27 protein-coding genes are annotated in these 25,948 nt (G+C 26.3%); 14 read left to right on the top strand and 13 right to left on the bottom strand.

Translation table 11 applies throughout. The features are described 5' to 3' along the window. The first annotated feature begins 23 nt into the window (after positions 1–23). Genes fabD through gmk form a run of 4 tightly spaced genes read left to right on the top strand, consistent with a single transcriptional unit; the run spans position 24 to position 2,616 of the window. On the top strand, positions 24–950 hold the full coding sequence (gene fabD, locus B5L73_RS04970) for an ACP S-malonyltransferase (RefSeq protein ID WP_085148718.1): 927 nt from the start codon (positions 24–26) through the stop codon (positions 948–950). Next, entirely contained in the window at positions 947–1,684 is a 738-nt protein-coding gene (gene fabG / locus B5L73_RS04965) for a 3-oxoacyl-[acyl-carrier-protein] reductase (protein WP_085148715.1), read from the top strand. Before fabD ends, fabG begins: the two co-directional genes overlap by 4 nt. A gap of 49 nt (positions 1,685–1,733) precedes the next feature. Beyond that, positions 1,734–1,973, top strand: coding sequence for an acyl carrier protein (locus B5L73_RS04960; RefSeq protein WP_085148712.1), 240 nt, complete (start codon positions 1,734–1,736; stop codon positions 1,971–1,973). A gap of 10 nt (positions 1,974–1,983) precedes the next feature. Beyond that, positions 1,984–2,616 (top strand): guanylate kinase, encoded by a 633-nt coding sequence (gene gmk, locus B5L73_RS04955; protein WP_085148702.1) that lies wholly within the window; start codon positions 1,984–1,986, stop codon positions 2,614–2,616. On the opposite strand, the gene rsmA is transcribed toward gmk, so the two are convergent. Genes rsmA through B5L73_RS04925 form a run of 6 tightly spaced genes read right to left on the bottom strand, consistent with a single transcriptional unit; the run spans position 2,605 to position 9,786 of the window. Continuing rightward, entirely contained in the window at positions 2,605–3,390 is a 786-nt protein-coding gene (rsmA, locus tag B5L73_RS04950; RefSeq protein ID WP_085148699.1) for a 16S rRNA (adenine(1518)-N(6)/adenine(1519)-N(6))-dimethyltransferase RsmA, read from the bottom strand. The genes gmk and rsmA overlap by 12 nt on opposite strands. Then, on the bottom strand, positions 3,383–4,318 hold the full coding sequence (locus tag B5L73_RS04945) for a 4-hydroxythreonine-4-phosphate dehydrogenase PdxA (protein WP_085148697.1): 936 nt from the start codon (positions 4,316–4,318) through the stop codon (positions 3,383–3,385). Before B5L73_RS04945 ends, rsmA begins: the two co-directional genes overlap by 8 nt. Then, the gene (locus B5L73_RS04940; protein WP_085148694.1) at positions 4,308–5,243 is read right to left on the bottom strand and encodes a peptidylprolyl isomerase; all 936 of its coding nucleotides are present in this window, start codon (positions 5,241–5,243) and stop codon (positions 4,308–4,310) included. Before B5L73_RS04940 ends, B5L73_RS04945 begins: the two co-directional genes overlap by 11 nt. Beyond that, positions 5,240–7,600 (bottom strand): LPS-assembly protein LptD, encoded by a 2,361-nt coding sequence (locus B5L73_RS04935; RefSeq protein WP_085148692.1) that lies wholly within the window; start codon positions 7,598–7,600, stop codon positions 5,240–5,242. The genes B5L73_RS04940 and B5L73_RS04935 overlap by 4 nt, the downstream gene beginning before the upstream one ends. Continuing rightward, positions 7,590–8,669 carry an LptF/LptG family permease gene (locus tag B5L73_RS04930; protein WP_085148689.1) on the bottom strand — a complete coding sequence of 360 codons (1,080 nt, stop codon included), beginning with the start codon at positions 8,667–8,669 and terminating at the stop codon, positions 7,590–7,592. The genes B5L73_RS04935 and B5L73_RS04930 overlap by 11 nt, the downstream gene beginning before the upstream one ends. Next, positions 8,662–9,786, bottom strand: a complete 1,125-nt coding sequence (locus tag B5L73_RS04925) for an LptF/LptG family permease (RefSeq protein WP_085148686.1) — start codon at positions 9,784–9,786, stop codon at positions 8,662–8,664. The genes B5L73_RS04930 and B5L73_RS04925 overlap by 8 nt, the downstream gene beginning before the upstream one ends. 60 nt (positions 9,787–9,846) lie before the next feature. Here B5L73_RS04925 and B5L73_RS04920 point away from each other — a divergent pair, with 60 nt between their 5' ends. Beyond that, the gene (locus tag B5L73_RS04920; protein ID WP_085148683.1) at positions 9,847–11,301 is read left to right on the top strand and encodes a leucyl aminopeptidase; all 1,455 of its coding nucleotides are present in this window, start codon (positions 9,847–9,849) and stop codon (positions 11,299–11,301) included. Further along, positions 11,294–11,704: a nucleoside-diphosphate kinase gene (gene ndk / locus B5L73_RS04915; RefSeq protein ID WP_085148680.1), complete on the top strand. Its 411-nt coding sequence runs from the start codon at positions 11,294–11,296 to the stop codon at positions 11,702–11,704. The genes B5L73_RS04920 and ndk overlap by 8 nt, the downstream gene beginning before the upstream one ends. On the opposite strand, the gene purN is transcribed toward ndk, so the two are convergent. After that, positions 11,694–12,275: a phosphoribosylglycinamide formyltransferase gene (gene purN, locus B5L73_RS04910; RefSeq protein ID WP_085148677.1), complete on the bottom strand. Its 582-nt coding sequence runs from the start codon at positions 12,273–12,275 to the stop codon at positions 11,694–11,696. The genes ndk and purN overlap by 11 nt on opposite strands. Next, positions 12,253–13,281, bottom strand: a complete 1,029-nt coding sequence (purM, locus tag B5L73_RS04905; protein ID WP_085148674.1) for a phosphoribosylformylglycinamidine cyclo-ligase — start codon at positions 13,279–13,281, stop codon at positions 12,253–12,255. The genes purN and purM overlap by 23 nt, the downstream gene beginning before the upstream one ends. A 23-nt stretch (positions 13,282–13,304) precedes the next feature. Here purM and B5L73_RS04900 point away from each other — a divergent pair, with 23 nt between their 5' ends. Genes B5L73_RS04900 through aspS form a run of 3 tightly spaced genes read left to right on the top strand, consistent with a single transcriptional unit; the run spans position 13,305 to position 16,810 of the window. Continuing rightward, a complete protein-coding gene (locus tag B5L73_RS04900; RefSeq protein WP_085148671.1) occupies positions 13,305–14,366 on the top strand; it encodes a hypothetical protein in 1,062 nt (353 codons plus the stop codon). After that, complete coding sequence (locus tag B5L73_RS04895; protein ID WP_085148668.1) at positions 14,363–15,025, top strand: HdaA/DnaA family protein; 663 nt, start codon at positions 14,363–14,365, stop codon at positions 15,023–15,025. Before B5L73_RS04900 ends, B5L73_RS04895 begins: the two co-directional genes overlap by 4 nt. Beyond that, the gene (gene aspS, locus B5L73_RS04890) at positions 15,026–16,810 is read left to right on the top strand and encodes an aspartate--tRNA ligase (RefSeq protein WP_085148665.1); all 1,785 of its coding nucleotides are present in this window, start codon (positions 15,026–15,028) and stop codon (positions 16,808–16,810) included. Here the strand turns inward: aspS and B5L73_RS04885 are convergent, their stop codons facing one another. After that, positions 16,811–17,635, bottom strand: coding sequence for a TSCPD domain-containing protein (locus B5L73_RS04885; protein WP_085148663.1), 825 nt, complete (start codon positions 17,633–17,635; stop codon positions 16,811–16,813). A gap of 114 nt (positions 17,636–17,749) precedes the next feature. Between B5L73_RS04885 and B5L73_RS04880 the strand changes: the two genes are divergently transcribed. Further along, on the top strand, positions 17,750–18,109 hold the full coding sequence (locus B5L73_RS04880) for an NADH-ubiquinone oxidoreductase subunit NDUFA12 family protein (protein ID WP_085148660.1): 360 nt from the start codon (positions 17,750–17,752) through the stop codon (positions 18,107–18,109). Beyond that, positions 18,075–18,479: a DUF2155 domain-containing protein gene (locus tag B5L73_RS04875; RefSeq protein WP_085148658.1), complete on the top strand. Its 405-nt coding sequence runs from the start codon at positions 18,075–18,077 to the stop codon at positions 18,477–18,479. Before B5L73_RS04880 ends, B5L73_RS04875 begins: the two co-directional genes overlap by 35 nt. Here the strand turns inward: B5L73_RS04875 and accC are convergent. From accC to aroQ, 3 genes are read right to left on the bottom strand one after another with little or no spacing between them, the layout of a single operon-like run. Further along, positions 18,476–19,813: an acetyl-CoA carboxylase biotin carboxylase subunit gene (accC, locus tag B5L73_RS04870; protein ID WP_085148656.1), complete on the bottom strand. Its 1,338-nt coding sequence runs from the start codon at positions 19,811–19,813 to the stop codon at positions 18,476–18,478. The two genes, B5L73_RS04875 and accC, sit on opposite strands and share 4 nt — an antisense overlap. Then, a complete protein-coding gene (locus B5L73_RS04865) occupies positions 19,813–20,244 on the bottom strand; it encodes an acetyl-CoA carboxylase biotin carboxyl carrier protein (protein ID WP_085148653.1) in 432 nt (143 codons plus the stop codon). The genes accC and B5L73_RS04865 overlap by 1 nt, the downstream gene beginning before the upstream one ends. Next, positions 20,234–20,680 carry a type II 3-dehydroquinate dehydratase gene (gene aroQ, locus B5L73_RS04860; RefSeq protein WP_085148650.1) on the bottom strand — a complete coding sequence of 149 codons (447 nt, stop codon included), beginning with the start codon at positions 20,678–20,680 and terminating at the stop codon, positions 20,234–20,236. The genes B5L73_RS04865 and aroQ overlap by 11 nt, the downstream gene beginning before the upstream one ends. 16 nt (positions 20,681–20,696) lie before the next feature. On the opposite strand from aroQ, the gene thiS reads away from it, so the two are divergent. Both thiS and B5L73_RS04850 read left to right on the top strand, forming a co-directional pair. After that, on the top strand, positions 20,697–20,909 hold the full coding sequence (gene thiS, locus B5L73_RS04855) for a sulfur carrier protein ThiS (protein ID WP_085148647.1): 213 nt from the start codon (positions 20,697–20,699) through the stop codon (positions 20,907–20,909). Positions 20,910–20,911: 2 nt separating this feature from the next. Beyond that, positions 20,912–21,685: a thiazole synthase gene (locus B5L73_RS04850; protein WP_085148644.1), complete on the top strand. Its 774-nt coding sequence runs from the start codon at positions 20,912–20,914 to the stop codon at positions 21,683–21,685. On the opposite strand, the gene B5L73_RS04845 is transcribed toward B5L73_RS04850, so the two are convergent. After that, on the bottom strand, positions 21,682–23,451 hold the full coding sequence (locus tag B5L73_RS04845) for an Rne/Rng family ribonuclease (RefSeq protein ID WP_085148640.1): 1,770 nt from the start codon (positions 23,449–23,451) through the stop codon (positions 21,682–21,684). The genes B5L73_RS04850 and B5L73_RS04845 overlap by 4 nt on opposite strands. Before the next feature lie 254 nt (positions 23,452–23,705). Here B5L73_RS04845 and B5L73_RS04840 point away from each other — a divergent pair, with 254 nt between their 5' ends. Beyond that, positions 23,706–25,895 carry a penicillin-binding protein 1A gene (locus B5L73_RS04840; protein ID WP_232309645.1) on the top strand — a complete coding sequence of 730 codons (2,190 nt, stop codon included), beginning with the start codon at positions 23,706–23,708 and terminating at the stop codon, positions 25,893–25,895. The last annotated feature ends 53 nt before the right edge of the window (positions 25,896–25,948 follow it).

Below are 25,948 nucleotides of genomic sequence, written 5' to 3'. Positions count from 1 at the left end.
ACAATAATTAAATAATTATTTAAATGTTTTCAGTAATTTTTCCTGGTCAAGGTTCACAAATAGTTGGGATGGGAAAAGAGTTTTTTGAGAAGCACGAAATTGTAAAAAAATTATTTAAAGAAGCTGATGAAACTCTAGATTTTAGTCTTTCAAAACTTATTTTAGAAGGTCCTAAAGATGAATTAGATCTTACAGTCAATACTCAACCAGCGATTTTTTTGATAAGTTACTCAATATTTCAAGTAGTCAAAGAAGACTTCAATATTAATTTAAATGAAGCAAAATATTTTGCAGGACATTCATTAGGTGAATATTCAGCATTATCATGTGCTGGATATTTAGATTTTGGTGAAACAATAAAGATATTAAGAGTAAGAGGAGATGCCATGCAAAATTCTGTACCAAAAGGTGAAGGTGGTATGTTGGCAATTTTGGGATCAAAAATAGAGGATGTAGAAAAAATTATTAACGATAATCAAAATAATTTTGTGGCACAAGTTGCTAACGATAATTCAGATGGTCAAATAGTTTTAAGTGGTAAAACTAAGGATTTACAAATTTTAAGTGAATTTTTGAAAGATAATAAAATTAAAAATATCAAACTACCAGTTAGCGCACCTTTTCATTGTAATTTAATGAGCAAAGCAACTTCAGTGATGACTGATGAATTACAGAAAATTAATTTTAAAAAATCTAAAAATATTTTAATTTCAAATGTCACCGCAGAAGAAATTTCTAACACTGAAGATTTAAGAAATCTGCTTATAAAACAAATCGAAAAAAGGGTTCGTTGGAGAGAAAGTATACTTAACATGATTAATAAAGGTGTTAATCAATTCATTGAGATTGGTCCTGGAAAGGTGCTTTCTGGATTAGTTAAGAGAATTAATAAAGATGTAAAAATTTCTTCAATTAATAGTCAATCAGATATAGAAAGTTTAAATATATGAATGATTTAAAAAAAAACAATATAATCATAACTGGTGCAACTGGTGGAATAGGAAATTCTATAATTAAAAAACTATACAATGCTGGAGCTAATATTTTAGCCACAGGAACAAAAAAAGAAAAGTTAGAGCAACTTAAAAAAAACTTTGAAAATATAAAAATATTGAGATTTGATATTTCACAAACTGATAATCTAGAAAAATTTATTGAAGATGCTACAGATAAACTTGGAGGCAAACTTGATTGTTTAGTTAATAATGCAGGTATTACTCAAGATAATTTAGCTATACGGATGAGTGTAGAGGAATGGAAAAAAGTGATAGATATTAATCTTACTTCTACATTTTTGATTAGCAAGTTCGCAATAAAAAAGATGCTTAAAAATAAAAAAGGTAAAATTATAAATATTACATCTGTAGTAGGACATACTGGAAATTTAGGACAATCAAACTACACTGCATCAAAGGCAGGAATTGTTGCGATGTCTAAAAGTCTAGCAATAGAATACGCAAAAAAAAATATCAATATTAACTGTATTTCACCGGGTTTTATCAAAACAGCCATGACAGATAAAATTGACGAAAAGTTTAAAGAAGTTATTATCTCTAAAATTCCATCTGCAAGGTTAGGAGAGCCCGAAGACGTTGCTAATGCAGTTATTTTTTTAGCTTCTTCACAATCTGATTACATAAATGGAGAAACATTACATGTAAATGGGGGCATGTATATGGCTTGACAATCTAGGTAATTAAACTATTAACGATTTATAACAAAAAAGGATCAATATGTCAGAAGATGTTTCAAGTAAAGTTAAAAAAATTGTAGCTGATCATTTAGGAATTGATGAGTCAAAAGTTACCGAAGAATCAAGTTTTATAGACGATTTAGGTGCTGATAGTTTAGATACTGTTGAGTTAGTTATGGCATTTGAAGAAGAATTCGGTTCTGAGATTTCTGATAGTGAAGCAGAGAAAATTTTAACAGTAGGTGATGCAGTCAAATTTATTGAAGGCAAAGCTAACTAATATTTTTTAAATGCCCTCATCAAATGATGGGATAATGGTTATTTTGTCCTCTCCATCAGGAGCAGGTAAAACCACACTAGTGAATTTGCTATCAAAACAAAATAACTTTGAAATTTCCATCTCTCATACAACAAGACAACCAAGACAAGGAGAAATTCCAAATAAAGATTATTTTTTTGTAAATGATATCGAATTTAAAAGATTAATTAATAATCAAGAGTTTTTAGAATATGCAAAAGTTTTTAATAATTATTATGGAACAACAAGAACTCCAGTTATTGATAATCTAAATAGAGGGAAAAATGTTTTATTTGATATTGATTGGCAAGGAGCAGATCAAATCAAAAATAAAAAACTAGATTACAAATTAATCACTTTTTTTATATTACCTCCTAGTAAAGAGATATTATTTGAGAGACTTTCAAATAGAGATATGAAAGATAAACTTATAGTTGAGGAAAGAATGCAGCAGTTTGAAAGAGACGTACTTCACTGGATAAACTATGACTATGTAGTTATTAATGATGAATTGAATAATTGCTATTTGAAAATAAAAAATTTAATAGACGCTGAAATAAATAATGGATCAAAAGATTATGATCCTAACTATATTAGAAATCATATTGAAAAACTAACTTCTTAAGTCTTCATACTCTTTAGTTAATTTAAAATATGTCTCAAAATCTAAATTTTGAGGCCTTAATTTAAGATCAATGCCAAATTTTTTGGCAATAATACTGTCATCATTAAATAATTGATAATAAGGTTTCTTAATCATTTTTCTCCTGTGCATAAAAAATACTCTTGTTATTTTTTCTAAATTTTTAGAATTTTTTAACAAAAAAAAATTTTTTTTAGGTTTAAAAATCAAAACCGTACTATTGATTTTTGGCCTAGGTTGAAAGCTCTCTGGGCTTATGTCACAAATTTTTTTTATTTGTAATCTCCAATTAGCTAAAATTGTTAATCTTCCATAATTTTTTGTATTAAAATCTGAAACTATTCTATCTGCCACTTCTTTTTGAAACATAAGTATTAGGCAATCAAACCAAATTTTTTCTTTAATATTTAATATCCATTTACATAGAATTTCAGTTGAAATATTATAAGGCAGGTTACCAAAAACTGTTAAAGTTTCATTGCTTAATAAATTTTCATCTATTTTTAAGATATCTTTATTAATGATTTCAATTCTCTTTTTAAACCTTTCTCTTAGCAGGTTTGTTAAGTCATAATCTTTTTCAACTACTAAAACTTTTTTTGGATTCTTTCTTAAAATTCCCTCAGTTAAATTGCCGGTGCCAGGACCTATTTCTAAAATATTTTTATTTTTTAATTCTAAAATATTTACTATTTTATCAATTATATTCTGATCAATAAGAAAGTTTTGTCCTAGGCTTTTTTTAGCCTTAATCATTTTTATCTAAAAATTCTAATGATCTTATTAAACTAATTGGATTTGAGATATTCTTTCCAATCATTTTTTCATTTGGACCATGATCAGGTGTCACTCTTAAAAACGGTAGTCCTATGGTTATATTAATTGCTTCATATTCAAATAACGTTTTTATTGGTGTCAAAACTTGGTCATGATACATTCCAATAATAACATCAAATTTTTTTCTGTTATTTTTTAAAAATATTGTATCTGCAGGAAAAGGACCTTTTACGTTAATTTTATTTTTAAAAGATTTTATCACTGGACCTATAATTTTGTTGTCCTCATTAAATTTTAATACACTTTCACAATGAGGATTTAAACCTGTAATAGCTATTTTTGGTTTAATTCCTAAATGCTTCTTGTAGAAATTATCTATAACAATGATTTTTTCTTTAACTATTTTTTTGGTGATTTTTTTTGCAACTAATTTTAGAGGAAGATGTGTTGTTATTGGGCAGACCGACAATTTTTTATTATAAATTAACATTGCAAATTTATTTATATTAAAACTTTTAGCAACAAACTCAGTTACACCGAGATACTTTTTTTTTAAAGTTTTAGTTTTATTAATCGGTCCATTTATCATTTTTTGAGTTAAACCCTCTTTAATTAATTTAAAGGCGACCTTGAAGCAATCATTTATATAGATACTAGGATTTTTGTTATTTACATGAATTGCATAAATTTTTTTTTTATAAAACTTTTTTGAGTGAATTTTTCTCAAGTTGATTTGTTCAATAAATTTATTAAATTTATATTTTTTTATCTCTTTGATTAAATTTTTTTTATCACAAATTAATATTAAAGGACTTGTAAAAACTTTTGCATTAAGAGATTTAAAAAAAATTTCAAAAAAAATACTCTTTTTTTCTCCAGGAATAATTAAGATTGGTCTAAAACTCACTTATCGTACTATTTAATTTAATTTTATTATAAAAAATATTCGAAAATTTATCTAATTGCTTAGATGTCTCAACCATAATCATATTATCAAGTTCTTTTTGTTTATCAATTTTTACTGCAACCTCTTTGATCTCATTTATTTTCAAAATCAAATAATTATTATCAATTTTGATAGGGTCGCTGTAGGAATTTATTTTTAAATTTTCTAATTCACGATTAATTTCTAATGAAAGATTATTCTTCTTAATCCAACCTATTTTACCACCTACTTTAGAACTATCGCTTAAACTATATAAATTAGCAGTATTTTCAAAACCATTAATTTTTATACTTTCTAAAATTTCATTTGAAAACTCCTCTAAGGAAATATTTTGTTTTTTGGCAAAAACAATTTCAGATAAATTATATTCCAAAGAAAATTTTTCCTTACTCATTTTTTCTATTTCTTTAATTAAGTTATCTCTATCAATTTTAATATTTTTGGAATATTTACTATAAATTAAATTTTTCCATTCATTTTCAATTTCAATCTTTTCTTTAAGATCGTTTATAGAAATTTTAAAATCACTCAAATAATTTTCAAATTGAGATTGATCTGAATAATTCAAATTTTGTATTATTTTATTTAAAACATTGTTGATTTGGGCATTCTGTAAATTTAACTCTTTATATTTAAGTATTTCAATTTTTCTGATCATTTCTTTGATAAGTGATCTTTTAGCAAGTTCTAATACCTCATTGTTATTTATTTCTTTGAGTTTTGGATTGAGAGCTAAAAGGTAATTACTTTGTTTTTCCAAATCATAACTGGTAACTATTTGATCATTTATTTTCATAATAATTTGTAAATCAATTTTAGAGTAAGAAAAATTATTTAATAAAATGAAGATTAAAACTAAAATGATAGTTTTTTTATTTAAAATCATTTCAAATTAGGAGTATTGAAACCACCAAATGGTAAAATTGAAAACTTAAAGAAAAGATTTTCAGATGGTTTTAGATCTTGATCGCTATAATATTCTTTGTTGTACTCAATTGCTGCAGTCAAGCAATCATTTTGGTATTGATAAATAAGATTATAATATTCGGTAAAGTTTTTTTCTTTATTTTCTCTAGTTTCAAAAATTAAACTATTTTCATCGTTAAAGTTATAACTTGTTTTATTTTCCAAATAAGAGGTCTTTGAGTCACTATTATTTTCATTAAGATACTCAAATTTTGTAGTTAAATTATTTAAATAATATTCAAAACCAAAAAGTTCATAATTTTGATCAACTAAATTATTTTTTAAAGAAAAATCGTAATCTAATTTGATATTTTCAGAAGGATTATATTCAATTAAACCAACAAAATCCGAGATTTTATCACCTATATTAGTATTTGCAGGTAAATCCTCATTTTCTTCAAAACGCAAGTTATTTGCAAAACCTAATTTTATTTTTTGATTAAAATTTGATCTATCAGTTTTAGTATATTCATAGCCATATGTTGTTGAAATTCCCCCTTCATTTATCTCTTCCAAACCTAACCTGTTAATATCATAAATATTATCATAATTTATTTTAGCATTATTTTTACTTACATCTTTTGTATGCGGTATACTTAAATTTAAGGAAAGTTTAGGCGTTAGCGTATGATTAAATTTAGCATTTTGTTTTTGGAGTGGGTAAGAATAATTTGTCTGAAAAGTAGGAAGAAAAGTAATTGAATCTTTATTTTTAAATTTATTTGAATTTTTTGCCTCAGAGTTTACGTTTTTTAATAATAATTTTTTGCTATTAATTAATCCATTATTAAAATATTTCAAATTTGAGTTGAATTCTAAATCATTTATTAAAACTTTTTCAGTAATATTTGTATTATAATTTTTATAATATCCGTTAGATCTAAACGAATAGTTATCATTTATTATTTTTGAAAAATTAAAATTTGGAACGTATTCGTATCTATCACTCTTTGATTTATTTAAATCTTCATAAACATTTAAGTTAGTATTTATTGTTTGATTTTCATCATATAGATTTAAACTAATTGAATTTGAAAGATTTGAATTGTTATTGATCAGGGGGCTTTCAAGTTTATAGGCCTTTAGGTAAGTATCATCTGATACTTGCTCTAAGTTAATATTTAATTCAATATCATCAAAATTTTCAATATTATAATTTTTTTTAAAATCATAAAATAAATGTCCTTTAGAATCTTTATTAGATGAAATAAATTGACTGAAATCAGCAAAATGATCAGACTTTTTATTTATTTGCCTGAATTCAGATTGTAATAAAAATTTATCATCATTAAAAAATCTTGGACTTAAAGTTATATCCTTATTTTGCGCCAACGCTATAAAGTAGGGTAATTTGAGAGATAAACCAGTGGTACTATTTTCTTGAAGTCTAGGAATAAGAAATCCTGTTTGTCTTTTAACTGTTGGATCGGGATGAAAAAATTTTGGAAAATAGAAAACTTTTTTGTCATAAACTTTTAGACTTGCACCTTTATAATGAATAATCTTTTTAACCTTATCATGCCTGATTTCATTTGCACTCATTTCCCATGGAGGACATTTTTCTCTCTTTTTACAAAATGTAAAAGTACCTTTTTGAACTATTGTCTTATTTTCATCACTAGTTAAACTTCTACCTTTTAGCCTAGGTTCGTTTTTTGAATTTTCTGAAACTTTAAAATTCAAACCTATATCTTTTGCAACAATCTCCTTTTTATTTAAATCTAAATACGCCGTTTCCAATTCAAATATATTATTATTTTGATCGGTCACTTTTGTATTATTTAATTTTATAATCTTGTCTTTAATAATATATTCGAAATCATTTACTATGTAAGTGTTATCAAATTCATCTATAATTTTGCTGTTTCCCTCTCCGATAACTTTTTTGTTTATTAAGTCGTAATTAATCTTATCTGAAAAAATCAAAAAATTATTTTTTTGGTCATCAATCTTAACTTTATTTGTAAAACTAATTTTTCCATCTTTTATTTGATATCTAATTTTTTCAGATCTAATTTCGATATTTATATCGGTTTTAAAAACTTTTCCCTGACTTACAACAATTAAAGATTTATCTTTAAAATATTCTATTTTTATACCTTCAATAATAATTTTATCTTCTTTTATTTTTGCAATACCATTATTTGCAGTTGTTAAATTTTGATTATTGTTTATCTCGATATCTGAAGCATCAAATTCAATTTCTTTTGCGAAGATCTTGTTAAAGAATAAAATTTGATAAAATATTATTAAGATTATAAAAATGCTATTTTTCATTTATCCTTATTAAACCAACTATTGAAATTATACTTAAAAAAATCATAGGAAAAAATATAGATAAATAAATTGGTATTTTATTTGTTAGTCCAAAAACATTAAAGATATTATTTATGTAATATATAATCACAGACAGTGAGATACCTAATAAAACATGAAAAATATATGGCTTATTTTTTTTTATATTTAGCATAATAATTGATGAAATGATTACCAAAATAGTAAAATAAATTGGAAGTGATATGATTCTCAAAAGATGTAAATCAATATCTTGTGAGGAATAACCCAACAATATGTTTTCTCTTTTTATATCTATTAATTGAAATAAATTGAATGAATTAAGATTTCTAAAAGAGCTATTGATTTTATCAATATTAAAGTGAGTCTTTAATATTATATTCTCATTTAATTGTATTTGTTGATTATTTTTGAATATTATTGGATTTTCTATAATCCATTCATCAGAGGTTATATCGATTTTTTTAGCAGAAATGTTTTCTATTAAATCAAAATTATTATTAAATTTTGAAATAAAAACATCTTCAAGATAAGGATCTTTTTTTTGAGCACCATTAATTATATAGATTTCATTTTTAATTTCATCTTTAATCCATATACCATTATCATTTATATGTTTAAGGTATTTCCCATCTTCAGAATAAACATTTTTTATATCAGAATAAATAAATTTTAATTTTGAGGAAATTGGATAATAAATTGTGATTATTATGATACCGAAAAGAAAAGAACATATCGCTAAAAGTTTAATCAAGTATAAATTATTTAAATTATTTATTTTTATAAGTTCATTTTCTTTTTTTTTTACTAATTCTATAAAAAAAAGTTGTGCTGTGATTAAAATTATAAAAGGAAAGATTTCAAGTAGGGTAGTAGGCGCATCAAAAATTGCTAACATGAATGGCAAATAAAAAGCTGATGTTGAGTCACTCAAAAAAGTTATCTCCTCAAAAATTGTTAATGTAAATGATAAAGAAAAAAAGATGACACTTAGTATCAATAACTTTTTAAAAAACAAACTTATGAAATATCTATCTAATGTTTTAACCATAATTTACTTTCGAAATTAAAAATTTATAAATTAAAAAATAAATTATTATTGGTAAAATTATAACTAAAATGAATAATAATTGTGAGCCCTCTATATATCTCATTAAGATTTCTGATAAAACTAGAACTAAAAAGACATATAAGAAAACTTTTATAGTTTTAAAAGAAAAATTATTTTCAATCTTTGAAAAAGTTAATAAAAAACAACACACTAACGTTAAAAGTGGAAAGTAGATCGGTTTTATAAATCTTTTATAGATTTCTTGATTTATATTTTTTAGGCTATTAAAATCACATAAGAACATTTCCTCTCTATAACTAATACCTTTCATTAAACTAATCGAACATTCTATAATTTTTTTTGATGGCAATTCTTGCATTTTTGCAATTTTTATAGTCCTAGAGCCAAACTTTGATAAATCATAATCAATTTTGTCAAATTCAAAACTTATCAATCTATTATTGTTAGTACTGACTATTTTTCCACCTAATAATTTAAATATTTTATTATCTCTATTATCTAAAAAACCTTCTTTTGCATAAATTATTTGATTATCATCTGATGTTAAATCTAAAATATTTCCCTCCTGGATATAAACATTTTTAAAAGAGTTTTTATCTGTTTTTTCATTAATGAAAATGGTCAATCCAGAAACAGTATCTATAAATTTTCCTTGCTTAATTAAACTAGGCAGGAAGTCCATATTTGAATTTTTTAAAAATTCTCTTGCTTTTAATTGACTTGATGGAGATATGAAGCTTCCAATCATAATTTGCAGAAACATAATAACTATTGAAAAATTAATTAAATTAGAAATAAATTTTTTTTTAGTGATACCGTTAGTCCAAAATATAAGTAATTCATTATTTCTTTCATATTTGATCAATTCAAAAAAAACAGAGATACCAAATACAAAAGGTAGAATTCTATGAATTATTTTTGGAAAATTAAATAAATTATAATAAAAATAAATTGTAAAATTGTGCCCATCATCGATCACAAAATCAAGGTAGTTAGCAGCCTGAATTATCCAAACAATTAAACCTATTGTAAATGTAATAATCAGGGCCCTAAGTGATATGTCTAAAATTAATTTTCTAAATAGTATTTTTTCCATTGAAATATAATTGTTTTACTCATATATAGCACTATCTCGTATAGATTGTATTTAATTTTTATGAATATTAAAGTTAATTTTAAAAAGCAGGCATTTAGTAAATCTAGTGCAAATTTAATATTATTCGCTGATGAAAAATTCAATATTATTGGTTTAAAAAAACATATATCTAAAACTGAATATTCTTACATTTCAGATTTGATCAATAAAAAAGATACAAAAAAAAAAATTGTTACTTTTGATATTAGCTCAAAAAAAAAAATAATTTTAGTTTCACTCAAAAAAAATCTTACAGATTCTGATGCAGAAAATTTAGGTGCCAAAAGTTATGTTATTTTAAATGAGTTAAAAGAAACACAATATATCGTAAATTCAGACACTATTCCAAACGGATTAAAAAATATTCTTGGATATTTTTTACACGGAATAAAACTAAAATCCTATAAATTTGAAAAATATAAAACAACAAAAGACAAAGGTGACATTTCTATTAATGTAATAGGTAAGAACATTCCAAATAATAAAGATCAATTAAAGTTTAGTTCTATAGAGAAAGGGACTTTTTATACTAGAGATTTAGTATCAGAGCCCGGAAATATTTTACATCCAGATGAATATGCTAAACGAATAAAAACTTTAAGTAAATTTGGTTTAAAAATTAAAATTTATAATGATAAAGAATTAAAAAAATTAGGTATGAATACCTTGCTTGGTGTTGGTCAAGGAAGTATTAGGGGATCTTATCTTGTAACAATGGAATGGAATGGAAAAAAAGATAAATCCAAACCTTTAGCTTTTGTTGGCAAAGGTGTTTGTTTTGATACCGGCGGTATATCATTAAAGCCAGCTAAGTTTATGGAAGACATGACTTACGACATGGCAGGCTCTGCAGTAGTAGTTGGATTGATGAAAAGCTTAGCTTTAAGAAAAGCAAAAATTAATGCAGTGGGAGTGGTTGGACTAGTTGAAAATATGCCTGGAGGCAATGCCCAAAGACCTGGTGATATTGTCAAGTCTTATAGTGGTAAAACAGTTGAGATTTTAAATACTGATGCGGAAGGAAGATTGGTGCTTGCAGATGCACTTACCTTTACTGAAGAAAAGTTTAAACCAAAGTTTATTGTAGATTTAGCAACTTTGACAGGAGCAATTATTGTTTCACTAGGCTCTGAATATGCAGGTTTATTTTCTAATGATGATAAATTATCTCAACAATTGATCAAGTCGGGTGAGCATGTTGAAGAAAAGGTCTGGAGAATGCCTTTAAATAAAAATTACGATAAATTGATAGACTCAAAAAATGCGGACATGCAAAATATTAATTATGTTGGTGGAGCTGGCTCAACTACTGCTGCACAATTTTTACAAAGATTTATTTTAAATAAAACACCTTGGGCTCATTTAGATATAGCTGGAATGGCTTTTTCTAAGTATGGTGGAGCCTTAAATTCAGGCGGTGCAACAGGTTACGGAGTTAGATTATTAAACAAACTTATAGAGGATCATTATGAGTAATATTGAACAAACCTTATCTATTATTAAACCAGATGCTGTAGAAAGAAATCTTGAAAGCGAAATTAAAGAAATGTTCAAAAGTAATGGTTTCCAAATTCTAAAAGAAAAAAAAATTCAAATTGAAAAGGCTGAGGCTGAAAAATTTTATAAGGTTCACGAAACAAAGCCATTTTATAATGATTTATGTGAATATCTTTCTTCGGGCCCAATAGTTGTTATGATACTTCAAAAAGAGAATGCAGTTAAAGGGAATAGAGAACTTATGGGAGCTACAAATCCAAAAGATGCTGAGGAGGGAACTATTCGAAAAAAATATGGAATCTCGATTGATAAAAATTCTGTGCATGGATCAGATAGTGTTGATAATGCTAAAATAGAAATAGATTTCTTTTTCAAAGATTAAAAATTTTTAATATAGATCTTGGATAAAGCTTATGTTCTTGAATAAGTACTTTTCTGGCTAGAGAGTTTTTAGTATCATTTTTTGTGATTTTTATTTTTTTTTGTAAAATTATTTTTCCAGAATCTAACTTCGAATTAACAAAATGAACTGTACACCCTGAATATTTTTCATTATTATCCAAGGCTCTTTGATGAGTATTTAACCCTTTATATTTAGGAAGTAATGAAGGATGAATATTCAAAATTTTACCTTTAAATTTATTGATAAAATTTCTGGATAAAATTTCCATAAATCCTGCCAAACATATCATTTTGACTTTATGCTCCTTTAAATCAGAAAGTATCTGATTTTCAATTTTATATTTTTTTTTAAAATTATATACCTTTCTTTTTATCTTATTTATTTTTCCAAGTTTTAAACCTTTAGCTTTAGGGTTATTTGAGATTATTAAATCGATAGAAATTGGTGATTTTTTCTTTTTGGAAAATTTTATTAAAGATTTTAAGTTACTTCCATTACCAGAAATAAAAACTGCAGCCTTAATTTTTTTATAGCCAGTTAACTTTACCATTAAGACTTACTTTAATTCTATTTTTAGAAATTTTACCAATAACATAAGGTTTATATTCTTTTGGAAAAAATTTATTAATCTTTTTTATATATTTGGGGTTTATAATTAAACAAAAACCAACTCCACAGTTAAAAGTTTTAAGCATTTCTTTATCACTGATTTTATATTTCTTAAGCCAATTAAAAATCTTTAGAGGTTTAATTCTATTTAAATCTATTTCTGCAGATAAGTTATTGGGAATAACTCTACTAATGTTATCGGCTAATCCACCACCAGTAATATTAGCGCAACCATTTAATAAATTTCTTTTCACAAGATTTAAGATTTCTTTTACATAAATTTTCGTTGGCTTTATAAGTTCTTTTTTGAGAAATAAATCTTTTTTTATATTTATCTTTTTAATTTTTAATAAATGCCTAACAAGTGAAAAACCATTTGAATGTAAACCACTAGATGGAACAGCTAAAATTAAATCTCCCTTTTTTATCTTACTTTTATAAAGTATTTTTTTTTTATCTGTAATTCCAACAGCGAAACCAGCTATATCAAATTTACCTTTCTCATAAGTATCTGGCATTTCGGCAGTCTCACCACCAACCAAACTACATTCTGCAATATCACACCCTTTAACTATTCCACGAATTATTGATTTCATCTTTTTTAAGTCGATTTTATTAATTGAAATGTAGTCTAAAAAAAATAAGGGTCTTGCTCCTTGTACAATTAAATCATTTACACTCATAGCAACTAAATCTATTCCTATAGTGTCATATTTATTTAGTAGGTTTGCGATCTCTATTTTGGTTCCCACTCCATCAGTGCAGGCAACTATTTTTGCATTTTTTATATTTTTTGGCAAATCTGTGACTGAACCAAAACCACCAATATTAGCATTCTTTTTATTGCCTCTTTTTTTTGATGAAATACTAGATATGAAACTTACAAATTTATCTGCAGCATTAATATTGACCCCACTTTTTTTATAGGTAAAGAGATTTTTATTCATTATTATAGGTTTTAAATTTAAGCATGCTTAATATCAAACATTTATATATTTTTTTTTCTACTCTAGCTTTAATAATATTTTTTTTTTCCACAGAGGTTGTTAAAGCAAAATCTTTTGAAATCAATGATATTGAAATTACTCAGCCATTCGAAATCAATTTTGATAAAAATAAAGTAATTGATTTGGGGTTCAAAAAAGCTTTTTTTGAAATAGTCTACTCTTTAATCAAATCACAAGATTTTGAAAAAATTGACAATATAAGGTTAAATGAAATCAAAAGCATGATTGAAACATTCTCGATTAAAGAAGAAAAATTTATAAATCAAAAATATTATGTAAATCTTGGTGTTTCATTTGATAAAAAAAAAATTTTTAGATATTTGGAAAAAAAAAACATTTTTCCATCACGAATACTTAAAGAACAATTTTTATTTATCCCAGTCATAATAAATGAAAAGGGTAACGATATTTCGATTTTTTCAAATAATCCCATTTATGCTGATTGGAATAAAACAAATAAAAGATATCAATTAATAGAATATTTACTTCCCTCAGAGGACCTTGAAGATTTAAATCTTATCAAAGAAAAATTAGATGTAATAGAAACTTATGATTTTAATGAGATTACAAAAAAATATTTTTTAAAGAATTCTATCATTTCCCTAATTTTCAAAGATAAAAATGAGATAAGAATTTTAACAAAAATTTATAACGATAAAAATGAGATAATAAAGAATGATACTTTTAAAAATATCAATATAGATAACAAAACAGACCTCAATTTCTTAATCGAGAATTTGAAAAATTTATTTGACGATACTTGGAAAAAATTGAATGAAATAAATACCTCAATAAAAGTTCCTATAAAAATTAAGATTAAAAATGATGAATTAAAAAAATCGAATAATTTTGAATTGTTTTTAAATGAAATAGATATGGTAAGTGACTATTCTGTAGAAAAATTTGATAAAGAATTCATATTTTATGAAGTTTTATTTAATGGAACAGTCCAAAATTTTATTAAAATAATGAAAAATAAAAAATATAATTTAAATACGCAAAAAAAAGTTTGGATGATTGAATGAGAGACTTAGATCAAACAATAATCAAATTTGATTATGACAAAAATTTTAAAAATGATGATTTTTACCTCTCCAAAAGTAATAAACATGTTTTTGATTTTTTAAACATATGGCCAAAATGGGAAAGAAATTTTGTTAATGTCACAGGGGAGAAGCTTTCTGGAAAAACTCATTTAATGAATATTTTTTTACATAAAAATAAAGGCATAAAGTTTGAGGGTAAATCTTTAGAAAATGATGATTTAAAAAAGATAAAGATTTATGAAAATATTGTAATTGAAAATTTGTCTTCAGATATTGATGAAAAATTACTTTACAGTCTTTTTAATTTAATAGAGCAAGACAATAAATTTATTATTGTTACATCTGTAAAAACAATTGTTGATATCAATTTCAACTTAAAAGATTTAAGGTCAAGAGCAAAAAACTTTATTTTATTAAATATTGAAAAACCCGATGATGAGTTAATATTCGCTATTATATTAAAAAATTTATCTGATCGACAAATCTCTTTGGACGATAAATTTATTGAATTTATTGTTAAAAGAATTGAGAGATCATATAGCAAAATACATGAATTCATATATAAGATCGATCAATTAAGTTTAAAAAAAAAAAAATCAATTGACTTTAAAATTATCAAAGAAGTCTTAGGAGAATAATTGAACAAATTTAGAACTCATAAATGTAACGAATTAAGAAAAGAAAAAGTTGGAGATAAGGTAACTATATCTGGTTGGATAAACAAAAAAAGAGACCACGGAAATCTTTTGTTTATAGATCTGAGGGATAATTACGGAATTACACAGTGTATAATAGATAAAGAAAATTCTAATTTTAAAATTTTGGAAAAAATACAATTAGAAACTGTAATTAAAATTGAGGGAGAAGTTGTTGAAAGGTCAAAAGAGTCAGTAAATAATGATATCGAAACAGGAGAAATTGAGGTAGTAATCAAAAATTTTCAAGTTCTTGGTGAATGTAAAGAACTTCCTTTACCAGTTTTTTCTGATCGAGAGTATGCCGAAGAAATAAGACTCAAGTATCGTTTTTTAGATTTAAGAAGAAAAAAAATTCATGAAAATATTATATTAAGATCAAAAGTAATTTCATTTATTAGAAATGAAATGAATAAGTTAGGATTTTTAGAATTTCAAACACCAATTTTGACTTCATCAAGTCCTGAGGGAGCAAGAGATTTTTTAGTGCCAAGTAGATTAAATCCTGGTAAGTTTTATGCACTTCCTCAAGCTCCTCAACAATTCAAACAATTAGTTATGGTCTCTGGCTTTGATAAGTACTTTCAGATTGCCCCGTGTTTTAGAGACGAAGACGCACGAGCAGATAGAAGTCCTGGGGAATTCTATCAATTAGATCTAGAAATGTCTTTTGTTGAGCAAGAAGATGTATTTAATGTAGTAGAGAAGCTATTTATTAATACATTCAAGAAGTTTTCAAATAAAAAGTTATTGTTTAATCAGTTTCCAAGAATTTCATTTAAAGAGTCAATGATTAAATATGGAACAGATAAACCAGACTTAAGAAATCCATTAATTATTAGTGACATCACTGAAATTTTTTTAAGGGAAGATGTTTCTTTTGAAATATTTAAAAAACTAGTTAAATCTGGATCTAAAGTCAGATGTATTGTAACAAAAAATACAAAAGATAAACCGCGAAGTTTTTTCGATAATATTGATAAATGGGCCAAAGAACAAGGTGCTTCAGGACTTGCTTACTTTACAATTGAAAAAGAAAAAGAAATTTCAGCGAAAGGACCAGTAGGTAAATTTTTTTCAAAAGAATCATTAAATGAAATAATGATTAAAACTGAGGCAAAAGTAGGCGATAGTATTTTTCTTGCTTGTGGTAAATTAGAAGAAGTAGAAAAGATAACTGCATTAGCTAGAGATAAGATTGGAAAAGATTTAGGTTTAATCGATGAAAATGTTTTCGCATTCTGCTGGATTGTAGATTATCCAATGTATGAAATAGATAATCAAACAAACAAAATTAAATTTAGTCACAATCCTTTTTCAATGCCACAAGGAGATATTGATAAAATTAATTTTGATAAACCATTAGAAATACTCGCATATCAATATGATATTGTATGTAATGGAATAGAGTTATCCTCAGGCGCAATTAGAAATCATATACCAGATCTAATGTATAAATTATTTACTGTTGCGGGCTATTCGAAATCTGATGTTGATCAAAAATTTAGTGGGATGATAAATGCTTTAAGTTATGGTGCTCCACCCCATGGTGGTATTGCCCCAGGAATTGATAGAATAATTATGTTATTAGCAAACGAAAAAAATATTCGAGAAGTTACGATGTTTCCAATGAATCAAAATGCACAGGATTTAATGATGAATGCACCTTCAAATGTAAGTGAAAATCAACTAAAAGAATTGAATTTATCTATAAAAAATAAAAAATAATTATTTTTTACCTTTTAGATTGATTTTAACATCTGATAAATCTACCAGATTTTTTTTGTAATTATTTCTAACAAATCCTTTGCTTGTTATATCTTTTACAATTTTCAGTAATTGATTTTGTTCATCAGAACTTTTTTCATCTGCAGATGAAACTTCTAAATTACCAATTGATGGAGTATGTGCTAAATCTTCTCTATTTAGATAAGAAATTGCTAGTTCTCTGAATATGTAATCTAGAATTGAAGAAGCGCTTAAAATTCTGTCATTTCCATTCACTTTGCCGGAAGGTTCAAATTTAGTACCTATAAAGGCGCTTACAAACTCATCTAATGGAACCCCATATTGAAGGCCCAGTGAAACAGCGATTGCAAAATTATTCATTAAAGCTTTTACTAGCTCTCCCTCTTTACTTGTATCAATAAAGATTTCTCCTATTTTACCATCCTCATACTCACCAGTGTGTAAATAAACTTTATGATCACCTATAGTTGCTTTTTGAATATAACCTTTTCTTCTGTCTGGCATACTAAATCTTTTGCCAGAATTATCAGATTTTGTAAAAGATTGAGAAACTATTTTTTCAACATTTGTAGTTTTGTTTTCACTTTGATTTTGAACTAAGTCAATTTTTTTATTTTGATCATTTTTTTTATTATTAGCATCAAGACTTTTTGTTTTTCTGTTATCTAATTTAACATCCAGAACTTCAAATTTTCCATCATCTCTTTTTTCAAGGTTCTTTAGCTCTGTTTCATTAATATCGTCTAAATAATGATTTACTTTAAAAGTGCATGTATAATAAGTTTCTACAAGATATTTTGACATTTTTTTACAATCCTTAAATTAAATTTGAATTTTGAATCTTTTTACTTATATACATTTACATATTTTAGTCTAATTTAATTTATACAATTTAAAATTGAAATTAAAAAATTTTACATGTTGACTTTTGTTAAAAAAATTTTCACTTGGTGGAATCGTTATACATTCGGCACTAGAATCAAAACTATATTATTCGGTAAATTTATTGGATCAGATAAATATGGAAATAAATATTATGAAAGTAAAAAAGGAAAAAGATGGGTAATTTATGCAAATGAAATTGACGCATCAAAAATTCCAGTTGAGTGGTATTCTTGGATTCATTTTATGTCAAATAAAATTGAAAATATTCATGAGTTAGAAAAATATGATTGGCAAAAACCTCACCAGCCAAATTTGACTGGCACTGACTCAGCTTACTATCCAAATAAGAACAACAAAGATGCAACTGCAAAAAAATATAAAAGCTGGAAATAAACTAAATTTATTTTTATTTATATATTTATTTAGTATATTTTTAACATTTCAGACTAGCGCTGAAATTAATGTTGATGGAAATAATACTGATATAAAAATATTGGATAAGATTAGTTCTAAAAATGAGTTAATAAAATTAGTCAATGATGAGGAATTTGTTTACAAAGATTTAGCAATTAAAAGCATTAAATGCACAGACTCCAAATTTGATGATAATCCTGAGGTTAAGGCATATATCCAAGTAAGAGATTTAACAAAAAAAGATAGAAATAATGTTTTTGTTTTTAACGGATGGATGTTTTCATCAAGCCCTTCTATAGCACCTTTTGATCATCCAGTTTATGATATCTGGCTTGTTAACTGTTATTAAATTATTTTTTCTTTATCCAGCCAACTTACATTAAAATCAGAGTCAATAAATTTTTTATGATTTAGTAATTTTTTATGTAATGGGATTGTTGTTGTAATTCCTTCTATCACAAACTCATCTAAAGATCTATTCATTCTCTGTATAGCCTCTGATCTATTTCTTCCATGACAGATTAATTTACAAATCATACTGTCATAATATGGAGTAACTTTATAACCTTGATATATTGCACCATCAACTCTGGTTCTGAAACCTGATGGTTGGTGACACATACCAATTAATCCGGGCGAAGGTTGGAAATTTTTACTAGCATCCTCAGCATTTATTCTACATTCTATAGCATGCCCTCTTGGATTTATATCACTTTGGTTTAAAGCTGTTTCTCCTGAAAATGCTATCCAAATCTGTTCTTTAATAATATCTATACCTGTTACCATCTCAGTAACCGGATGTTCAACTTGAACTCTTGTATTCATTTCAAGAAAATAAAATTTTCCATCTTCATAAATGAATTCAACAGTCCCAGCACCCATATAACCAATTTTTGATACCATATTTACTGTTTTTTCAAAAAGGTCTTTTCTTATCTCGTCAGTTAAGATGGGACTTGGTGTTTCTTCAATAAGTTTTTGATGTCTTCTTTGAACAGAACAGTCTCTTTCATGAAGATGAACAGTTCTATTTTTTCCAGCTAAAATCTGGACCTCAATATGTCTAGGATTTTGAAAAAACTTTTCAATGTAAACTTCATCATTACCAAAATATTTTTGAGCTTCAGACTTTGCAGTTGAAAACAATGTTTCAAACTCTTCTTCTTTGTAAACGATTTTCATACCCTTTCCACCACCACCACCAGAAGCTTTGATTAAAACTGGAAAACCAATTTTTTTAGATAATTGCTTTGCTTCTTTAACATCTCTAACTCCGCCTTCAGATCCCTCAATAACTGGCAAACCATTTTCTTTAGCAATTTTTTTTGCTTGAATCTTATCTCCCATCATTTCTATCAATTCTGATGATGCACCTATAAATTTAATATTATTATCTTCAAGCACTTTCGCAAAATTAGCATTTTCTGAGAGAAAACCATAACCTGGATGCACAGCCTCAGCATTGGTGATTTCTATTGCAGACAATAGAGCTGGAATATTCAAATAACTATTTGCTGGCTGGTGAGAACCTATACAAACACTCTCATCTGCCATTCTTACGTGCATACTCTCCTTATCTACATCAGAATGAACTGCTACAGTTGAAATTCCCCACTCTTTACAGGCTCTTATAATTCTAACCGCAATCTCTCCACGATTAGCTATCAAAATTTTTTTAAACATTAATCAAGAATTAATAAATTTTGACCAAATTCTACAGGTTGGCCATCTTCGACACAAATTTCTTTTACAACTCCATCTGCAGTTGATGGTACATGGTTCATAGTCTTCATAGCCTCTACGATCATTACTGTGTCACCCTTTTTAATTTTTTTTCCAACCTCGACAAATTTTTTTGCACCAGGTTCAGGAGCATGATATGCTGTACCTATAATTGGGGACTTAACTTCAATTCCCGTTTTAGTTTTCTTTGACAAATTATCATCTAAATTATTTATTTCAGTTTTTTGACTTGGAATATTTTGATTAGTTACTGAGATATTATTTTTAGAAACTTTAATCTTAGTGTCCTTCTCAGTATATTCTAATTCAGTAAGATTAAATTCTTCTAAATAGTCACTAAGCTCTTTGATGATCTTTTTATTAATTTTCATTTTGTAACAGCTTTTGCATTGAAATTATGGCTAAAATATAACCATCAGCACCTAAACCAAAAATACCTCCTGTAACTACGTCGCTTATTAAAGATTTTTGTCTAAATTCCTCACGTTTATATATATTTGAAATATGCAACTCAATAATTGGTTTTTTAAAAATACTTAACGCATCCCTAATAGCTACAGAGGTATGTGTAAAAGCTGCAGCATTGATTATGATTCCATCAAAATTTTTTCTAGAGTCTTGTATCAAGCCAACTATTTCACCCTCAATATTTGATTGAGAAAAATCTGCTATTAAACCTAATTCTTTCGATTTATCTAAACAAATTTCTTTTAATTCCTCAAATGTAGTAGACCCATATTGTGATTGTTCTCTTTCACCTAATAGATTAAGATTTGGACCATTAATTATAATTATCTTATTATTCATTTAACATTTATATACGATGAAAAAAAAAATAAAAATAAAAATAAACGGCAAAATAAATAAAATTGACGATAAAACTAAATTATCTGAATTAGTTAAAAATTTTAAAATCCCTTTGAAAAAAGTTGCCATTGAATTAAATAGAGAAATAGTAGATAAAAAAAAATTAAATAAAATCAATTTAAAAGTAAATGATAAAATAGAAATTGTTCATTTTATTGGAGGTGGGTAGTTTTGAAAAAAGATGATCTTATAATTTCAAAGAAAAAATTTAATTCGAGATTGATTGTAGGCACTGGTAAATATAAAAATATGGCTGAATGTGCTAAGGCGATAAAGATATCAGGAGCAGATATTGTAACTGTTGCTGTTAGGAGAGTAAATATTTCTGATAAAAAAAAACCCTTGTTAATGGACTATATAGATCCAAAAAAAATAACTTATTTACCGAATACTGCTGGATGTTTTAATTCGGATGAGGCTTTAAGAACACTTAGACTGGCAAGAGAAATTGGAGGATGGAAATTGGTAAAGCTTGAGGTTTTAGGTGATAAACAGAATCTATTCCCTGAAATGATAGAAACTCTTAAATCCACAGAAATCTTAACAAAAGAGGGTTTTAAAGTTATGGTTTATTGTAACGATGATCCTCTAATGGCAAGAAGGTTAGAAAATGCTGGAGCCGCAGCCATAATGCCACTTGCAGCACCAATAGGATCTGGTTTGGGAATTCTAAATAAAATTAATATTCAAATTATAAGAGATCAAACAAATTTACCTTTAATTATAGATGCTGGTCTAGGACAGGCATCAGACGCAACAATTGCAATGGAATTAGGTTGCGATGGTGTTTTAGTTAATACAGCAATCGCAAAAGCAAAAAAACCGTTTGAAATGGCAAAAGCTTTTAAAAATGCAGTAATTGCTGGAAGACAATCTTTTTTGTCTGGAAGAATTGAAAAGAAATTAATGGGAAGTGCATCATCCCCAAAAAAAGGGATTATTTAGTTTTTTTTGTAAAACTTTCTTTTCCTATAAGTTTTTTTTCTTTTTTTTATATCAATTATTTTTTTATCTTTAGTTAAATTATCTAGATTTTTAAGCTTTTCAAAATATTCTATTAGCTCAATAGTCTTTTTTGACTTATTTTTTACATCAATAATATATTCTGGAATAATTAAATTGTTGTCAGAGATTATATCTATTTTAATCTTATTTTTCTTCTCAAAATAAGTCAAATCCTCGATAAAGTTTTCTTTTAAAAATGTTGAAATTTTTTCACACACTCTTAGCTCTACAAATTTAGCTTTATTTAGAACAGCTTTCAATTCGACTAATTTTAATATTTTTTGAGCAAACGACTCGTCTGTTAAAGCAACTTTCCATTTAACAGCACTTTCTCTAAGTCTTTGTCTTGACATTTCTAGTAATCCAAAATTACTAATCCTTCCAATTTGAATTCTTGCTCTATCAGTTCTGCATTTCTCTTTGAGCTTTCTTTCGACCATTTTTCTATTCCCATAACTTAACATGTCTATGAAGTCGATAATAATTAGCCCTGATAGATCTCTAATTTTAATTTGTCTTGCAATCTCTTCTGCTGCTTCTAAATTTGTGTCTAATGCTGTACTCTCAACATTTTTTTGTTTAATTGAACTTCCTGAGTTTATATCAATTGAAACTAAAGCTTCTGTCGGGTTAATTACTAAATAACCACCAGAGCTTAATTTTATTTCAGTATCAAATATTTGATTTAATTTTTGTTCAATACCTTCTTCAAAAAATAGTGGAGTTTTTCCTCTATACTTTTTAATTTTTTTTACTTGAGAAGGCATAAGCATCTTCATAAAATTTTGTGCTTTTTTATATCCTTCATTACCCTCTATTATGATACTTTTAGTGTTTTCATCATACATGTCTCTAAGAGTTCTATTTATTATTTCACTTTCCTGATGAATTAGTGAAGGTGCAATCGCGTTGATTGCATTATCTTTAATTTGGTTCCAAGATTTAATTAGAGTTTCTAAATCATGATTTATTTCATTTTTAGTTTTATTACTTCCTGCAGTTCTCACGATTAATCCCATTTCTTTAGGTATTTGAATCTCATTTAATATTGATCTTATTTTTTTTCTGTCTGCTGGATTAAAAATTTTTCTTGATATACCACCTCCTTTTGGCGTATTTGGCATTAAAACAATATATTTACCTGCAATAGAAATGAAGGTACTGAGTGCTGCACCTTTTTGACCTCGTTCATCTTTGATAACTTGAACAAGTATGACCTGATTTGGTTTGATTACTTCTTGAATTTTATATCTTTTAAATTTATTTTTAGTTTCAAATTTTTTTTCTTTATCATAAGATTCTTTTTCTTTTTCCTCATTATCTTTCTTTTCTATTTCTATAGGATCATCAACTTCTAGTTTACCTTCTGCTAAATTTTCTTCCTCTTTTTCCTCAACCTTTTTTGACAACTCTTCTCTTAGTTTCTCTTCCTCTTGTTTAATTTTTTCAAGGTCACTTTTTGGTATTTGATAATAGTCTGATTGGATATCATTGAAAGATAGGAAACCATGGCGCTCTCTCCCAAAATCAACAAAAGCCGCCTGTAAGGATGGTTCGATTCTACTTACTTTACCTAAATAAATATTGTTTTTTATGAGGTTACTTTTTGAACCTTCATATTCATAGTCTTCAATATTATCTTTTGATTTAAGAACAACCCTAGTTTCGTTAGGATGCGAAGCATCAATGTATAAATTTTTTTCCATAATTTTAAGTTTAAGTGTTTCATTTTGTATTAATTTTTTTAAAAATTTTGTTTAATAATTTAATGCCTTATCTTTAACAAATTCCTATATATAATTAAATCAAAATGACAAAGTTGTTCAAAAATATTTTTGTTCTATTTTTAAGTATTTCCTTATTAATTATCATAGTTATTTTTGGCATTTTATGGACCTTTTCTAACAATATTCCAGATTATAAATTTCTTAAAAATTATAAGCCACCCGTATCTAGCAAGATGTATTCAGGAAATGGAGATTTGGTTGCTGATTTTTCAAAAGAAAAAAGGATTTTTATTCCTTATAGCGCTATTCCTCCAAATGTTATCAATGCCTTTTTGTCTGCTGAGGATAAAAACTTTTTTACTCATCCTGGTGTTGATGCAAAAGGTGTTCTTAGAGCAACATTTAATAATATAACAAATATAATGACCTCAAAAAGACTTGAAGGAGCCTCTACTATTACTCAACAGGTTGCAAAAAATTTTCTATTAACTAATGAAGTTAGTATTAATCGAAAAATTAAAGAGGCAATATTAGCGTTTAGAATAGAAAGAGCTTTAAATAAAGAAAGAATATTAGAATTATATCTTAACCAAATATATTTGGGTAGTGGAGCTTATGGTGTTGCTGCTGCCAGTTTAGAATATTTTGATAAGTCAATTAAAGAACTAAATTATGCAGAAGCTGCATTGTTAGCAGCCTTACCAAAAGCACCCAGCAGATATAATCCATATAACAATATTGATTTAGCAAAATTTAGAAGAGATTTAGTTTTGAAAAATTTGAATCAAAATGGATTTTTAAATCTGGAGAAATATAATGAGTACAAAAATCAAAACATTGAATTAAAAAAAAAGAAAAAAATTTATCTAGAGGATGCACAGTATTATATTGAAGATGTTAGAAAAAATATAATAGATAAATTAACTTATGAAAAAGTTTATAAACAAGGTTATAATATAAATACACCAATCAATTTAAACTTACAAAAAATTGCCACTGAATCTTTAAGAAATGGTTTAATTGCTTATGATCAAAGAAAAGGTTGGCGTGGACCAATTACAAATATAAAATATGTTGATGATTGGCATAAAAATATAGATAAAAAATATAAATTAGAGAATTCTATCAACTGGGAGATAGCAATCGTTAAAGAAATAGGTCAATTTCAAACTAAAATTGAAACTGTAGATAAATTAAGTGGCACAATAAAATATAATGAAATCTCATGGACTAAAAAAGAGTTTGAGGATTTACTCAAAGTTGGTGATTTAATATATGTTAAGAAAGTAAAAGATAATTATTATAGTCTTAAACAGCTTCCAAAAATTAATGGTGGCATTGTTGTAATGGACCCTTACACGGGACGGGTTTTAGCTCTAAGTGGAGGATTTAGTTTTAAGTCAAGTGAATTTAATAGAGCTACGCAAGCTCTAAGACAACCTGGTTCAGCATTTAAACCATTTGTATATGCGTTGGCGTTGGAAAATAATTATACTCCATCATCTTTGGTGCTTGACGCGCCTCTAGTTTTAGATCAGGGAGTTGATTTAAAAAAATGGAAGCCAGAAAATTATGGTAAAAAGTTTTATGGACCCTCTACACTTAGAGTTGGGCTTGAAAAATCAAGAAACTTAATGACTGTAAGAATTGCTCAAAACTTGGGCGTGGATAAAGTGGCAAGATTTTCTAAAGATTTAAAAATTTATGATGACCCTGAAGAATTACTTTCAATTTCTCTAGGATCAGCTGAAACAACTCTTTTAAATTTAACTTCAGCTTACTCATCATTTGTAAACGGTGGAAAATTAATTAGTCCTATTATAATAGACAGAATTCAAGACAGTGAAGGAAATACAATAATTAACAATGAAAATAGAAAGTGTATAAATTGTAATAAGATTTCATACACTGGTGAAGATTATCCTCAAATAGAGGATAATTATGAACAAGTAATGTCTGAGCAAACAGCATATCAAATAACAACGATTTTAGAGGGAGTCATAAAAAGGGGAACCGGTAAAAAATTAAGAGATTTAAAATTAAACTTGGCAGGAAAAACTGGAACCACTAATGAAAATACGGATGCATGGTTTATTGGGTTCACATCAAATTTAGTGATTGGAGTTTATGTAGGAATGGATAATCCTAAACCATTAGGGAAATTTGAAACTGGATCAAAAGCTGCATTGCCTATTTTTAGAGAATTCATTGAAAAGTCAGTTAAAAAGTCTGAAGCAAGGCCATTTAAGGTACCTGAAAAAATGACACTTATGGTTGTTGATCCATTAACTGGTGAAAAAGCTAAATTCAATTCAAAAAACACAATCATTGAAGCTTACAAAAGTAAAAATGTTTTAAATGGAAAAGTATTGTATTCTGATAATAATAGAATCGATACAAATAATATATTAAAGTTTTATTAATGGACGATAAATATTTAGACCTTAAAAAAGAAATCGAAAAAATTAACCAAAGA

Origin of the sequence: Candidatus Pelagibacter sp. RS39 (assembly GCF_002101315.1) — a bacterium.
GTDB lineage: Bacteria > Pseudomonadota > Alphaproteobacteria > Pelagibacterales > Pelagibacteraceae > Pelagibacter.
Note: the sequence above shows the minus strand (reverse complement) of the source record. Positions and strands in the feature narration are given on the sequence as shown.